We start from the raw sequence: 14277 nt of genomic DNA, 5'->3' as shown, positions 1-14277 counted from the left end.
GCTTATTCGCCTCTTTTTTTCACTTTCGGTAAAATTTTTGTTAGCGGTACTTTTCGCTCGCGTTTCCATGTTTCAGGATTGTTTGGATCGAATTGCTCCAAAAAGTCGATAACTTCTTTTGTAATTGGTGTTGGTGTAGATGCTCCGGCAGTAACCGCTACTTTTTTTGCATCTTTAATCCATTCAATGTCGATTTCGGTTACATCTGCAACACGATACGCTTTCGTTCCGGCAATCTGTTCCGATACTTGTGCGAGTCGATTCGAGTTATTGCTTCTTGGGTCACCGACAACGATCGTCACATCCGCTTCTTTCGCTTGTTCAGCGACCGCCTCTTGCCGTACTTGCGTCGCTAAACAAATTTCACGATGCATCTCGACATGAGGATATTTTTCTTTTACTTTTTTCATAATATGTGCCACGTCCCATTGGCTCATTGTCGTTTGGTTTGTCACGATAATGCGTTTCGATTGAATATCCAGTTGTTCTACATCTTCAGGCGTTTCAATTAAATGGACAGCATGTGGAGCAACGCCAATTGCCCCTTCAGGCTCAGGGTGTCCCTTTTTACCGATATAAATGACTTCATACCCGTTAGCGACCTTTTCGCGAATCAAATTATGCGTCTTTGTGACATCTGGGCATGTAGCATCAATGGTGACAAGTCCTTTTTCTCTCGCTCGTTGTTTTACTTCAGGTGAAACGCCGTGGGCAGTGAAAATGACTGTGCCATGATCGATGTTTTCTAAAATTTCAAGTCGATTTGGCCCGTCAAGTGTAATAATTCCTTCTTCTTCAAACGCGTCCGTTACATGTTTATTATGAACGATCATACCTAAAATGTAGATCGGTCTTGGCAACGTCGGATCGAGCGCAGCGTTGCGGGCGATGACCATCGCATCAACGACTCCGTAACAATATCCGCGTGGCGTAATTTTAATGACTTCCATATGGATCGCTCCTTCTTGGCGTGTTTGTCGTCTTCATTATATAAAAGAAGAAGCGAACATACAAAAGTTAAATATATAGTTTTGGAACAGATTTCCCTTTTTCATCCGTTTGTTGTTGTTTTCGTTCCTTTATTGTTGGAACAGGGCGTTGTTTTCTCGGTATTTTTTGCCCCATTTGCTTCTCTGTTGTTGCTGCACTTGTTGCATTGGCTGTTTCAGTTGTTTCGTTTATGTTGTCAGATTGTTTCAATTCGCGAAAAATTCGCATCATCGATGGTACGCTTTTAATGAGTGGACCGTATTGTTGCACCATCGGGGTAATCGTTTGGACCATGTTTAACATTTTTTGTACATTTGTTAACATCGAATCAATGCTCGGTAATGCTCCTTGAGCACCGAAAGCTTGTGTAGGCAGTTGGCTGCCGAACAATCGTGAAAACATGCCTCCTTGCGCTTGCCACATCATTGGTTGCTGCCACATAGATGGCATCGGTGGACGTGAAGGTGGAAACATAAATGGACGTCGCAATGAAGTTCCTCCTCTCTTTATGTGTTATGCTTATTTATCTATATTACGATATGCAAGAAAGCTCATATAGTTGAATGAACGGTTGATGTTCGTATATAATATGTAACTGGTCTATTTTTTTATTGAACTGAGAAAGGGGATGAGAAACGATGTTTGAGCGTTTTCCGTTTCATCCGTTTATTATAGAGGCGATTCAACATTTAAAATTCCATAAACCGACACCGATTCAAGAGCGTGTCATTCCAGCTGTGTTGCGTGGTGAAAGCGTCATCGGCCAGTCGCAGACGGGAACAGGAAAGACGCACGCTTATTTATTGCCGATCATTCAGCGCATCGATCCGCGTGTAGCAGAAGTACAGGCGGTCATTACTGCACCGACGCGTGAATTGGCAACGCAAATTTATCATGAAGTGTTAAAAATCAAAAAGTTTTGTCCGAATGATCACCGCATTACAGCCCGTTGTTTTGTTGGTGGAACAGATAAGTTGCGTTCGATTGAAAAGCTGAAAACACAACCTCATCTTGTCATTGGTACACCGGGGCGCATTGATGATCTTGTTCGCGAACAAGCGTTATTTGTTCATACTGCCCGCATGCTCGTCGTTGACGAAGCAGATGTGATGCTTGATATGGGGTTTATTGCAGATGTCGATCGCATCGCGGGTCGTATGCCTGAAAATTTACAAATGCTCGTCTTTTCTGCTACTGTTCCAGAGAAGTTGAAGCCGTTTTTGAAAAAGTATATGGAGAATCCGACTCATATTCATATCACCCCAAAACAGATCGCAGCACCAACGATTGAACATATTTTAATTCCGTTGCGTCATCGCGACCGTTTACAACTTTTACATGACGTGTTAGTGAGCTACAACCCATATTTAGCGCTTGTGTTTGTCAATACAAGAAAAACAGCTGACGAGGTGGCGAACGGCTTAATTGATAAAGGATTAAAAGTAGGTGTGTTACACGGAGATTTATCACCACGTGAACGGAAAAAAATGATGAAAGCGATTCGTGATTTACAATTTCAATATATTGTTGCAACTGATTTAGCGGCGCGCGGAATTGACATTGAAGGCGTCAGTCACGTCATTAACTATGAATTGCCGTCAGACCTAGATTTTTACGTTCATCGCGCTGGGCGAACAGGACGTGCCGGTTATGAGGGGATTGCTGCAACGATTTATGAAGCATCCGATCAACATGCGTTAGTTAAGTTAGAAAAGAAAGGGATTCATTTTCTCCATCGTGATTTGCGTCAAGGTGAATGGATCGAGCTTGATGCATGGAACGGACGGAAAAAAGAGAAAAAAGTCGATGAAGTGGAACAACTCGTTGAAAAAATAGCGAAAAAACAAAAGAAAGTAAAACCAGGATATAAGAAAAAATTGCGAGAGCAGTTAAAAAAACAAAGAGCGAAAAAGAAATAAGGGAGAGAAGAACGTGTTAAAAATTGGTTCGCACGTATCAATGAGCGGAAAAGAGATGTTGCTAGCCGCGAGTAAAGAGGCGGTATCGTATGGGGCAAATACGTTTATGATTTATACCGGAGCGCCACAAAACACGAGACGGAAACCAATCGAACAGCTAAACATTGAAAAAGGACTTGCCCATATGAAAGAACATGGGATTGATGAAATTGTTGTACATGCCCCGTACATTATTAATATCGGTAATACGACTAATGCCGATACATTTTCTTTAGGTGTTTCTTTTTTACGTTCAGAAATTGAACGAACGGAAGCAATTGGCGCCAAGCAGCTTGTTCTTCATCCGGGAGCGCACGTTGGCGCAGGTATTGAAGCAGGAATTGAAAAAATTATTGAAGGATTAAACGAAGTAATTACAACTGACCAACAAGTACAAATTGCTTTAGAAACGATGGCGGGAAAAGGGTCAGAATGTGGAAGTCGTTTTGAAGAGTTAGCGAAAATCATTGACGGTGTGACACATAACGACAAATTGTCTGTCTGCTTTGACACGTGCCACACGCACGATGCCGGGTACGATATTGTTCATGATTTTGATGGAGTATTAGATGAATTCGATCGCATTATTGGGCTTGACCGTCTCAAAGTATTGCACATTAATGATAGTAAAAATGCTTGTGGAAGCCGTAAAGACCGTCATGAAAATATCGGCTTTGGTTATATCGGTTTCGATGCGCTCAATTATATAGTGCATCACCCACAGCTTACGCACGTGCCAAAAATTTTAGAAACGCCATATGTCGGTGAGAAAACGTCTGCGAAGCCGCCATATAAATTCGAAATTGCTATGTTGCGTGCACAACAATTCGATCCAAATGTTCGTGAAAAAATTGTTGAGTAGAAGGCTGTCACCGGCAGCCTTCTTACTGTATAAATTGACGAATGAACTCATTGGCTTGCTTGGCGAGTTGTGGTGATGTGCGATGGGCGAGTTCGCGAATCCAATTTTTTCTCGCTTGTTCGTTAAACACATCAATCGTTTTCTCGCGCATCATTTGAACAATCGTTTCCGCATCTTTCGGTGAAAGCGAAACGTTATATTCTTTTGCATACATCATCAACTCATTTGCGGTAATGGATTTCATTTTATGTTGGACGATTTTATGATATACATTCACGTAACATCCCTCCTTGTTTACGATATGAGCGGGAAAAGGAAGGTGTGCAATGATATAATGAATATAGATGAAAGGGGAGATTGGAGTGAAAAGACAACATAAAAAAGAGACGATTAGCCATTTGTTGTATCGTCTTGTGATGATGACGATTGGTGCCACGCTTGCAGCGGTATCCATCGAGCTGTTTTTAGTGCCAAATGAAATTATTGACGGTGGGGTAATCGGTATTTCCCTTATTCTTGATCGCATTCTTCCAAATTACGCATGGTTGAACTTTGCGACACTTGTCGTTTTGTTGAATACACCATTTATGTATTTTGGTTATAAACAGATCGGAAAAACGTTCATGCTTTCCTCACTCTATTCTATCGTTATGTTAGCTGTGATGGAACGATTGTTTCACCATGTATCTCCATTTACAACAGATTCCATTTTAGCGACAGTGTTTGGCGGAGCGATTCTCGGTGCGGGTGTAGGACTTGTTATTCGTCATGGAGGTTCGTTAGATGGAACAGAAATTTTAGGTATTTTAATGACGAAAAAATTGCCGTTTTCTGTCGGTGAGTTTGTTATGTTTACAAACATTTTTATTTTTACATGGGCTGCGTTTGTATTCGGACCGAAGCAAGCGATGTACTCTGTTTTAACTTATTATATCGCTTTTAAGACGATTGATACGGTTATTCAAGGGTTAGATGAAACAAAGGCAGTTTTGATCGTATCAGACCGTTATGAAGAAGTGTCGGACGCCATTTTAAATCGACTCGGACGCGGGACGACAAAGTTGATGGGAAAAGGCGGATATACAGACGAGCAAAAAGAAGTCATTTATGCGGTCGTGACACGTTTAGAAGTGACGAAGCTGAAGTCGATTGTATACGAAATTGACGAAAATGCTTTTATTACCATTATGAACACACAAGAAGTACGTGGGGCGAAATTTAAGTCTGCTATTCATTAATGAAAATAAATGCGATATACTATGAATCGGAATCATTTTGAATTAAGGTGGTCAAACGATGGACGATATTTTGCGTGTTGAAGATGTTTCGTTTCGGTATGATGATGAAGATGTATTGCAACATATTAATTTTCGCATTCCAAAAGGCGCGTTCGTCGGTTTAGTTGGTCCGAATGGGTCAGGGAAATCGACATTGTTAAAATGTGTTTTACGATTGTTAAAACCACAAACGGGGAGAATTTTTTTGTTCGGCACGCCGATTGAGCAGTTTAAAGATTGGCATAAAATCGGTTTTGTATCTCAAAAAGCAAACAGTTTTAATACTGGATTTCCTGCAACCGTATATGAAGTTGTCGCAAGCGGTTTAACAGGAAAGCTCGGTTTATTTCGTCGGTTAAGTAAAAAGGACGAAAAAGCGGTATATGAAGCGATTGATGCAGTTGGCATGAGCCCATTTATCCGACGCAATATCGGTGAACTGTCGGGCGGTCAACAACAACGTGTATTTATCGCTCGGGCCATCGTATCGCAACCAGAGTTTTTAATTTTAGATGAACCGACTGTCGGGGTTGATGTACATCATGTGCGAAGTTTTTACGATATGCTTGACCGATTAAATAAACAACAGCATATGACGTTGCTTCTTGTTACTCACGATGTCGGAACAATTACGGAAAAGGTGACGCATGTTGCATGTTTAAACAAACGTTTACATTTTCATGGTAGTGTGCAGCAGTTTGCACAGTTAAAAACAGAAGATGTCGCATCTTTTTATGGACATCATCTTCATTTGCTTGCTCACGACCATGCGTAGAAAGGGGGGTGTGTATGTTAGAAGCTTTATTTCAATATGAGTTTTTACAAAACGCGTTTGTTGTCGGTATATTGATCGGATTTATCGCCCCACTTTTAGGTGTGTTCATTGTCGTCAGAAGGTTATCGCTTATTGCTGATGCGTTAAGCCATGTTACACTAGCAGGAATTGCAGCAAGCTTACTTGTGCAAAAAAAATTTTTTACGTTTGCAACATTAAACCCGATTTATATTGGCATGGCCTTTTCTGTTGTCGGTTCGTTATTTATTGAAAAACTGCGTACGGTATATAAACATTATCAAGAATTAGCGATTCCGATCATTTTATCAGGAGGGATCGGTTTAAGCGTTATTTTCATTTCGCTTGCGGATGGCTTTAATACAGATTTGTTCTCATATTTATTCGGAAGTGTAAGCGCAGTAAGCCGAACGGACGTATGGACGATTAGCGTCATTTTTTTCATTGTGCTTACCGTCATTTTTCTGTTTTATAAAGAATGGTTTATTTTGTCATTTGACGAAGAATATGCACAAGCATCGGGAGTAAAAGTAAAGTCGCTCCATTTTGTTTTCATTGTGCTAGTCGCTCTTGTCATTGCTGCGTCGATGCGAATTGTCGGCATTTTGCTTGTTTCGTCACTCATGACGCTTCCTGTTGCCGCAAGTATTCGAATAGCGAAAGGATTTAAACAGGCGTTATGGTTTTCCGTTTTGTTCGGTGAATTTGCGGTCATTGTTGGGCTATTTCTTTCCTATTATTTAAACTTAGCTCCCGGTGGAACAATTGTTTTGCTAGCGGTTTGCATATTAATTGGATCAATCATGTGGAAAAAATGGAAGAGAGGATGAAGAAGCGTGAACGTTTCTGAAGCGCTACGATTAATGAAAGAAAAGGGATTTAAGTATACAGGGAAGCGCGAGGAAATGCTTGAATTGTTTGCGAAAACAGATAAATATTTAACTGCAAAAGATGTGCTTGATGTGATGAAAGATCGGTATCCTGGACTTAGTTTTGATACCGTTTATCGCAACCTGGCACTATTCGTTGAGCTCGGTATTTTAGAAATGACTGAGCTATCTGGAGAAAAGCATTTTCGGTTTACATGCAACATGAGCCATCACCACCACCATTTTATTTGCATGACGTGCGGCAAAACGAAAGAACTTGTTACGTGTCCGATGAATGAATTAGCGGAAGACTTGCAAGGATACGCCATTTCAGGACATAAATTTGAAGTGTACGGCACGTGTCCGATGTGTAAACAACAAGCTGACGTGTAATGTCAGCTTGTTGTTGTAAGCAACTTTTCTACTTGTTGTTTTGCCTCATGCCAATTGTACACACGAATGACTCCTTTTGGTAGCGGACCACGATTGTAAGGAGTATCAAATAAAATGACAGGGATCATACATTGTTCCGCAATGTCGCATGCGTTATCGTATTTATCTTCAAAAAAAATGTCGATGTTGTATTTTTTCACAGCCTCAATTTTATTGTGCGAACCGATAAGCTCAATATGATGATAATGAACGCCTTGTTGTTGAAACCATTTTTCTGTTATTTCATATAAGTGACGACCTCGTGCACTAATGTAATATAGCTCATATTCATCTTTCCAGCTATTAATGACCTCTAGTGCTCCGTTCGCAAGAGGAGCTTCGCTATAAATGATCGGCTCATATCGTTCCATCCATTCGTTCAGTTCTTCTTCTGTCGTATCTAAAAAAGGAACTAAATCGTAGTCAGTAATATCATCGAGCGTTAAATTTTTTCGGAATGATTTGTTTAAATATGGAATAAACGCACTTGGACATGTGACTGTTCCATCAATATCGATTCCAAATCGTCGCTTGATCATTGTTTGCTCATCCTTTCATGTCGGGTGCTTCTTGCCCATTATAACATTGACATAAAGTAACATCTATAATGACGTATCGCTTATTGCATAATAATAGTGCTCCTCATTTTACGAAAGCGAGGGAATTGTTATGGACAATGAGCGTCAAGCGTATGACAACGCACGAATAGATACGGTTCCAAACATTGAGCAAGATTTTATGGAAGAAACAGCAGGTGAAATTGCTGAGCCGATTCGATTTTCTGATCGAGAAGTAGAGCGTGGAGAAGACGGTCGTGGCGTTGGCTGGCTTGCACTTGCTTTATCGATTGTTTCTCTTTTTCTTATGCCAGTCATTATGGGAGCGGCCGGCATTATTTTCGGATTTATCGCTCGCCGTCGAGGAGCGGAAACGTTAGGGGCGTGGGCGATTGGAATTGGTGCTGTCTCCATCATTTTAAGCTTTTTCGTCCGATTTTTGTAAATAAGAGGGGAATGTCCCCTCTTATTTTTGTTTCCCTTTCGAGGCATATTCTTCCGCTAATTTATCGATTTCTTTTTTCAGCTCTTCCACCATCGTCTCTTCAGGTACTTTACGAACGATTTTCCCGTGGCGGAACAATAATCCTTCTCCACGTGCCCCTGCGATGCCGATGTCAGCTTCGCGCGCTTCTCCGGGCCCGTTTACTGCGCAGCCGAGAACCGCTACTTTAATCGGCGCTTTAATTTGGGCAATATACTCTTCAATTTCATTTGCAATGCTAATTAAATCAATTTCGATTCGCCCGCACGTCGGACAAGAAATTAACGTTGCGGCGTTCGCCGCAAGACCGAATGCTTTTAACAACTCGCGAGCCACTTTTACTTCTTCGACAGGATCGGCGCTAAGGGATACACGTACGGTGTTACCAATTCCTTTACTTAAAATCGCACCAAGTCCCGCAGCACTTTTTACCGTTCCTGCGAATAACGTACCCGATTCCGTAATCCCAAGGTGTAGCGGATAGTCAAATGCACGAGCGGCTTTTTCGTATGCTTCAATCGCTAAACGAACGTCGGAAGCTTTTAATGACACGATAATGTCTTGAAAATCGAGGTCTTCTAAAATGCGAATATGATGCAGAGCGCTTTCGACCATCCCATCTGCAGTAGGATAGCCGTATTTTTCTAAAATGCGCTTTTCAAGTGAACCAGCGTTGACCCCGATGCGAATCGGTACGCCACGTTCTTTCGCTGCTTTAACGACCGCTTCAACTTTTTCGCGTTTCCCGATATTTCCTGGATTAATGCGAATTTTATCCGCCCCGTTTTCAATCGCTTTTAAAGCAAGGCGATAATCAAAATGAATATCGACAACGAGTGGAATATTAATGCGCTTTTTTATTTCAGCAATCGCATCTGCTGCTCTTTCATCTGGGCAAGCGACGCGAACAATTTGGCATCCAGCTTCTTCAAGTCGATGAATTTGGGCAACAGTCGCATCGACGTCATGCGTTTTTGTTGTCGTCATGCTTTGAATGACAACCTCATTATTCCCGCCAATTGTAATGTTTCCAACACGAACAGGGCGGGTTTTCGAACGATGAATGATTTCACTCACGCGTCAATCGCTCCTTTAACGTATTAATCAAATCATTTTTTATTGTAGCAATGTTTCTTATTTGTTGACAATGTTTTTGCTATTTCTGTTTATAGAGTGGAATACGATACGTTTTGCCAGCTTGAAGGGAATGCGCATTTACATGTGGATTGAGCGCTTGAAAATCAGTAATGAGTTGATCGATGGGTACGGGCAATTTACCGTTCATTTCACGTTCGATAATGGAGAGGAGCGTATCGCCACGTTGGACGGTTATTTCGCGATAAGGTAATTCGTTCGTCCGTTTGTTCGTTTTTTCCGCACGAATCGTATGAATCGTTCCGTCTGTTACATCATGGTAAGCAATCGCACATATAGCAATGAAGATAAGAAGGGTAACTACTTTTTTCATCCTATTTCCCCACCTGTCGTTCTTCTTTCTTCATGTATATGGCTTGTCCTTATCATATATGCACAAAAATTACACTTCTTTTACATCACTTCACATTTGTTTAACATCCCATTCATCATTTGAACTATAAGAAGCAGGCGTATCAGCCTGCTTCTTTGACGGAAGGAAGTTCTTTAATAGACACGAACAAAATGGTAATAGAAACGAACCAATCTAACGCGACAGCGTATGGAACGACAATCTGTAATGCCTCCATAATGGTAAAAAAGACTGTTGCTAGCGTGATGGAGTAGGCGGAAATGCTCCACATATGACGGTACGTCCCGCGCTTATTTAATGTTTCACGGAAAATAAGACCGATGAATGCGAGAACGGTAACGTAAAGGAATTTGCTTGTACATGTGAAAAAGTATAAAACAAAAAATGATAGTGAAATGACGATAGGAAGTAATGATTGCAACGTGCGTGTAAATTCATATACGTCTTTGTTTGTAAAGCGATCTACTTGCATGACGGCATACGGATACGATTGAACGTGGCCATTTACAACGAGCGAAAAGTCTTCTTTTAAAAACGCCACTGCATTTGTGTAGCGCGCTACGTCATCGGTAGTTAATGTACCTGTGCTATCTAATAAAATAGTCACATCAGGATGTATGAGCTCAATTGTTTTTTTTTCGTCCGATATCAATATGCCATCGACAACTTCAAATGGGGGAAGCTCCTCGCCCAATAGTTCGCGCGTTGAGTCGATCGTTTTGTTTATACTTATTATAAAATAAATGGCAATCGGCAACGTTGCAATAAGCGATAAAAAGAATACGTAGCCAATCGCTTTTCCAATCGGATGAAAGCGAAAGCGGGCAATATGTATGGGCGAATAAAGACTTCGTAACAACCGTTTCCACATGATCATTCACATCCTTTACATCCTTTACGCATCATCATTCCCATTCTACTTCTTTTTATGTTCGCTACACAACCATTTTGTTTCACCATTTGCACGTATTGACGGTATGTGACTTTTTTGCTAAAATTACCATCGGATATGATGGACCCTTAGCTCAGCTGGTTAGAGCGGACGGCTCATAACCGTCTGGTCGCAGGTTCGAGTCCTGCAGGGTCCATTTTCCTCGCTAAGTGAATTAGCGAGTTTTTTTGCAAATAATTTGAAACATTCGTTTTATTTTGGTACTCTTAAAGTAGGTTCACTTATGAAACTTTTCTGTTTCTAAATATCATTTATCGGTTTCATTTGTGACCAATTACATACTGTAGATGAGCAAATTTACTAACATAAATTTACAACCAAACAAAAAAGAAGACATGAACCCGATTCCTTGGTTAGAATAGATGTGCCAACAAACCATTCACAAGGAGGTTCATGTCTCATGAATAGATTAGCACATCACCAAGGAATCCACAAGTTTTTGACGATGTTGGGGTTGGCCCTTTATTTCTCGAAACCTGTCATGAAGCATCTCGTTCATATCGTGGATGCGATGATTACAAAGGGCTTTTCGGGAACGCTGACCGATCTACATCATGGGAGTTTTCATCCGAACCATCGCACGACACTGAGCCATTTTTTCACGAAAAGCCCATGGGAGGAAGAGACGCTGCTTCGCAAACTCCAACAGTGGGTGCTTCATCGTGTCGAACGCAGCTCGAAACGAGAGAATCAACCCATTTTTGTTTCGATCGATGATACGATTTGCCAAAAAACGAAGCCCTCGTCACGGGCAACACACGCCATTCAAGGGTGTGATTGGCACTATTCTCACGCAGAGAAAAAGTCGATCTGGGGACATTCTCTCGTTTGGCTCATGGTTCATACGATGACCCAAGCGTTTCCTTTTGCCTTTCGCCTCTACGACAAGACGGTGGGGAAAAGCAAAGGGGAACTCGCGATCGAGATGCTTTCTTCGTTGGATGTGAGTCGACCCGTTTATGTGCTCATGGACTCTTGGTATCCATCGAAAACCCTCGTGGGAGCCTGCTTAAAAAAAGGGTTCCACGTCATCGCGATGCTGAAGACGAATCGGATTCTCTATCCAAAAGGGACGGCCATTCAAGCAAAAGAATTTGCCAAATCTATGGAGCCACGGGATACCCGCCTCGTCACGGTGGGAAAAGAGCGTTATCGGGTGTATCGCTACGAAGGCGCTCTGAACGGTCTCAAGGATGCCGTGGTGCTGCTCGCATGGAAAGCCGATCAGCCGATGACGCCGAAACATCTTCATTGCGTCTTGAGCACCGATCGCGAGCTAAGCGATGAAGAGATCTTGCGCTACTATGCTGCACGTTGGTCGATCGAATGTTTTTTCCGTCAAGCGAAAGACCAGCTGAAACTCGATGGATACCGCGTTCGCGGGCGTCGGGCGGTGAAACGGTATTGGATCTTGGTGCAACTTGCGTATGTGTACAGCATGTTCGAGTCTAACAGTGATTTTTCGGATGGGCTCGATCTCCTGCGCAAGAGAAAAGGACATAGCCTCGTGGAGTTCATTTATCGTGCAGCAAAACAAAATATTCCCATTGATACCGTGAAAAAACAGCTCCACGTGGCATAAGGGGTACCCTGTTTGTCTCTTTTTAAATGGTAATTATTGTAACGAAAATTGCTCAACTACAGTTACATAATAAATGAGGAGGAATGAAGTATGGCATTTGAATTACCACAATTGCCTTATGCTTACGATGCGTTAGAACCACACATTGATAAGGAAACGATGAACATTCATCACACGAAACATCATAACGCATATGTAACAAACTTAAACGCAGCGCTTGAAGGTCATCCAGAATTACAAAGCAAAACAATCGAAGAGCTAATGGCTAATTTAAACGAAGTACCAGAAAACATCCGTACAGCCGTTCGTAACAACGGAGGAGGGCATGCAAATCATTCGCTCTTTTGGACAATTCTTTCACCAAATGGTGGCGGTGAGCCTACAGGTGAATTAGCTGAAGCAATTAACAATACATTCGGCAGCTTTGAAAAGTTTAAAGAAGAATTTTCAAAGGCGGCTGCAACACGTTTTGGGTCTGGTTGGGCATGGCTTGTTGTGCACAACGGTCAGCTTGAGGTAACAAGTACACCAAACCAAGATACACCATTAATGGAAGGTAAAACACCAATTTTAGGATTAGATGTATGGGAGCATGCATACTACTTAAAATACCAAAACCGTCGTCCAGATTATATTTCAGCGTTTTGGAATGTTGTCAACTGGGACGAAGTTGCGAAACGTTACGCAGCAGCAAAATAATGAGGAAGAGCTCGGCAAATTTTTGTCGAGCTCTTTTTGCATATCGCTACAAAAGAGTAGGCAAACTACTTGTCAAGAAAGGGAGTTTGCCTATGAACAGATGGAAACGAATCATTGCGTACATTCACACACATCGCCAATTGTTTCTTTTACTAGCAATCGGCGGATTGTATTCTCTTAGCATCGCTTTGTCCAATACGTTTGTAAACGTATATGTTTGGAAAAAAGTGAACAGTTTTCATGCCCTAGGTGTGTACAATTTAGCGATTGTCACATGGCAGCCGCTTGCATTTATCGTTGCTGGGAAAATCGCCAAAAAAATTGATCGCGTCATCGTTTTACGAATGGGTGTTACGTTTTTGGCACTCTTTTTTTTAGTCGTATTATTCAGTGGAAATCGAGCGATGGATCATTTGTTTTTCCTTGGTGGTTTGCTTGGTGTTGGTTATGGTTTCTATTGGCTTGCATTTAACGTCTTAACATTTGAAATTACTGAGCCAAATACGCGCGATTTATTTAATGGATTGCTTGGAGCAATGACATCTGTGGCAGGAATGATCGGTCCCCCAATTGCTGGATGGGTCATCGCTTCAAGTGAGAAGTTTACGGGGTATATGGCGATTTTTTTATCCTCTTTATGTTTATTTATTGCAGCTGTTGTATGTAGCTTTTTTGTACATCGGAGGCAATCTGCAGGCCGTTTCATGTTACAACGTGCGTATGCCGAACGAAAGAAAAATAAAAATTGGAGAATGATTACAAACGCTCACTTTTTTCAAGGATTTCGGGAAGGAACGTTTGTGTTTATCGTTTCTATTTTCTTATTTATGGCAACAGGAACAGAAAAAGCACTTGGCGTATTTGGTTTCGTCAATGCGGTCGTTTCGTTTATTACGTATTCGCTTGCCTCTAAATATATAAAGCAACGCTGGCGACTGCATGCCATTTTATTTGGTGGCGTGCTATTGTATGCTTCTGTATTTTTGCTCGTGTTCGATTTATCCTACTTCAAACTGATCGTATACGGTGCGCTTATTGCTGTTGGTTATCCGATTTTGCTTGTCCCATATTTGTCGCTTACATTTGACGTCATTGGACAAAGCAATCATGCAAAGGAGTGGCGCATTGAATATATTGTGTTGAGGGAATTATTTTTGAACGGTGGCCGTGCAACGTCTATTTTATTGTTTTTGTTAGCCATTACGTTATTTGATGCAAAAGAGGCGATTCCATTATTAATGTTAATTGTTGGATCTGGTCATTTCATCATTTATTTTTTTGTGCGGCGTATTCGACTTTCAATGTAGAAATTTGC

The 14277-nt window shown here is 41.4% G+C and carries 17 protein-coding genes and 1 tRNA gene; 11 read left to right on the top strand and 7 right to left on the bottom strand.

Annotated elements, in window-relative coordinates:
* Positions 1-2: 2 nt before the first annotated feature.
* Both NST18_RS09660 and vrrA read right to left on the bottom strand, forming a co-directional pair.
* Positions 3-950: a 4-hydroxy-3-methylbut-2-enyl diphosphate reductase gene (locus tag NST18_RS09660; RefSeq protein WP_340721392.1), complete on the bottom strand. Its 948-nt coding sequence runs from the start codon at positions 948-950 to the stop codon at positions 3-5.
* Between the two features lie 67 nt (positions 951-1017).
* Positions 1018-1479 (bottom strand): VrrA/YqfQ family protein, encoded by a 462-nt coding sequence (gene vrrA, locus NST18_RS09655; protein WP_340721391.1) that lies wholly within the window; start codon positions 1477-1479, stop codon positions 1018-1020.
* A gap of 149 nt (positions 1480-1628) precedes the next feature.
* On the opposite strand from vrrA, the gene NST18_RS09650 reads away from it, so the two are divergent.
* Together NST18_RS09650 and NST18_RS09645 are read left to right on the top strand one after the other, a co-directional pair.
* Entirely contained in the window at positions 1629-2909 is a 1281-nt protein-coding gene (locus tag NST18_RS09650; RefSeq protein WP_340721389.1) for a DEAD/DEAH box helicase, read from the top strand.
* Between the two features lie 13 nt (positions 2910-2922).
* Positions 2923-3810 (top strand): deoxyribonuclease IV, encoded by an 888-nt coding sequence (locus NST18_RS09645; protein ID WP_004889493.1) that lies wholly within the window; start codon positions 2923-2925, stop codon positions 3808-3810.
* Positions 3811-3832: 22 nt separating this feature from the next.
* Here NST18_RS09645 and NST18_RS09640 read toward each other — a convergent pair whose 3' ends face one another.
* Complete coding sequence (locus tag NST18_RS09640) at positions 3833-4087, bottom strand: DUF2624 domain-containing protein (protein WP_004889494.1); 255 nt, start codon at positions 4085-4087, stop codon at positions 3833-3835.
* 67 nt (positions 4088-4154) lie between these two features.
* Here NST18_RS09640 and NST18_RS09635 point away from each other — a divergent pair, with 67 nt between their 5' ends.
* Genes NST18_RS09635 through NST18_RS09620 form a run of 4 tightly spaced genes read left to right on the top strand, consistent with a single transcriptional unit; the run spans position 4155 to position 7142 of the window.
* Complete coding sequence (locus NST18_RS09635) at positions 4155-5048, top strand: YitT family protein (protein ID WP_035018536.1); 894 nt, start codon at positions 4155-4157, stop codon at positions 5046-5048.
* A 58-nt stretch (positions 5049-5106) separates the two neighbouring features.
* The gene (locus NST18_RS09630) at positions 5107-5862 is read left to right on the top strand and encodes a metal ABC transporter ATP-binding protein (protein ID WP_004889496.1); all 756 of its coding nucleotides are present in this window, start codon (positions 5107-5109) and stop codon (positions 5860-5862) included.
* A gap of 14 nt (positions 5863-5876) precedes the next feature.
* Positions 5877-6710, top strand: a complete 834-nt coding sequence (locus NST18_RS09625; RefSeq protein ID WP_004889497.1) for a metal ABC transporter permease — start codon at positions 5877-5879, stop codon at positions 6708-6710.
* A 6-nt stretch (positions 6711-6716) separates the two neighbouring features.
* Positions 6717-7142 (top strand): Fur family transcriptional regulator, encoded by a 426-nt coding sequence (locus tag NST18_RS09620; RefSeq protein WP_004889498.1) that lies wholly within the window; start codon positions 6717-6719, stop codon positions 7140-7142.
* A gap of 2 nt (positions 7143-7144) precedes the next feature.
* Here the strand turns inward: NST18_RS09620 and NST18_RS09615 are convergent, their stop codons facing one another.
* Positions 7145-7720, bottom strand: a complete 576-nt coding sequence (locus NST18_RS09615) for a 5' nucleotidase, NT5C type (RefSeq protein WP_004889499.1) — start codon at positions 7718-7720, stop codon at positions 7145-7147.
* Positions 7721-7850: 130 nt separating this feature from the next.
* Here NST18_RS09615 and NST18_RS09610 point away from each other — a divergent pair, with 130 nt between their 5' ends.
* Positions 7851-8183 (top strand): hypothetical protein, encoded by a 333-nt coding sequence (locus NST18_RS09610; protein WP_004889501.1) that lies wholly within the window; start codon positions 7851-7853, stop codon positions 8181-8183.
* A 21-nt stretch (positions 8184-8204) separates the two neighbouring features.
* Here NST18_RS09610 and ispG read toward each other — a convergent pair whose 3' ends face one another.
* The 3 genes from ispG to NST18_RS09595 form a co-directional block, all read right to left on the bottom strand.
* Positions 8205-9299 carry a flavodoxin-dependent (E)-4-hydroxy-3-methylbut-2-enyl-diphosphate synthase gene (gene ispG / locus NST18_RS09605; protein ID WP_004889502.1) on the bottom strand — a complete coding sequence of 365 codons (1095 nt, stop codon included), beginning with the start codon at positions 9297-9299 and terminating at the stop codon, positions 8205-8207.
* Between the two features lie 79 nt (positions 9300-9378).
* A complete protein-coding gene (locus NST18_RS09600; RefSeq protein WP_004889503.1) occupies positions 9379-9690 on the bottom strand; it encodes a type IV pilus assembly protein FimV in 312 nt (103 codons plus the stop codon).
* 142 nt (positions 9691-9832) lie between these two features.
* Positions 9833-10606: a DUF1189 domain-containing protein gene (locus tag NST18_RS09595; RefSeq protein ID WP_004889504.1), complete on the bottom strand. Its 774-nt coding sequence runs from the start codon at positions 10604-10606 to the stop codon at positions 9833-9835.
* Between the two features lie 137 nt (positions 10607-10743).
* Between NST18_RS09595 and NST18_RS09590 the strand changes: the two genes are divergently transcribed.
* From NST18_RS09590 to NST18_RS09575, 4 genes are all read left to right on the top strand, one after another.
* Positions 10744-10817 (top strand) — tRNA-Ile (locus tag NST18_RS09590).
* A gap of 264 nt (positions 10818-11081) precedes the next feature.
* Positions 11082-12263, top strand: a complete 1182-nt coding sequence (locus tag NST18_RS09585) for an IS701 family transposase (protein WP_088223189.1) — start codon at positions 11082-11084, stop codon at positions 12261-12263.
* Between the two features lie 90 nt (positions 12264-12353).
* Positions 12354-12962 carry a superoxide dismutase SodA gene (gene sodA / locus NST18_RS09580; RefSeq protein WP_004889507.1) on the top strand — a complete coding sequence of 203 codons (609 nt, stop codon included), beginning with the start codon at positions 12354-12356 and terminating at the stop codon, positions 12960-12962.
* Between the two features lie 92 nt (positions 12963-13054).
* Positions 13055-14269: an MFS transporter gene (locus NST18_RS09575; protein ID WP_004889508.1), complete on the top strand. Its 1215-nt coding sequence runs from the start codon at positions 13055-13057 to the stop codon at positions 14267-14269.
* Positions 14270-14277: the final 8 nt, after the last annotated feature.

Source organism: Anoxybacillus sp. FSL W8-0104 (assembly GCF_038004465.1).
GTDB lineage: Bacteria > Bacillota > Bacilli > Bacillales > Anoxybacillaceae > Anoxybacillus > Anoxybacillus flavithermus_G.
The sequence above is the reverse complement of the archived record's forward strand: the minus strand, read 5'-3'. Positions and strand labels throughout refer to the sequence as shown.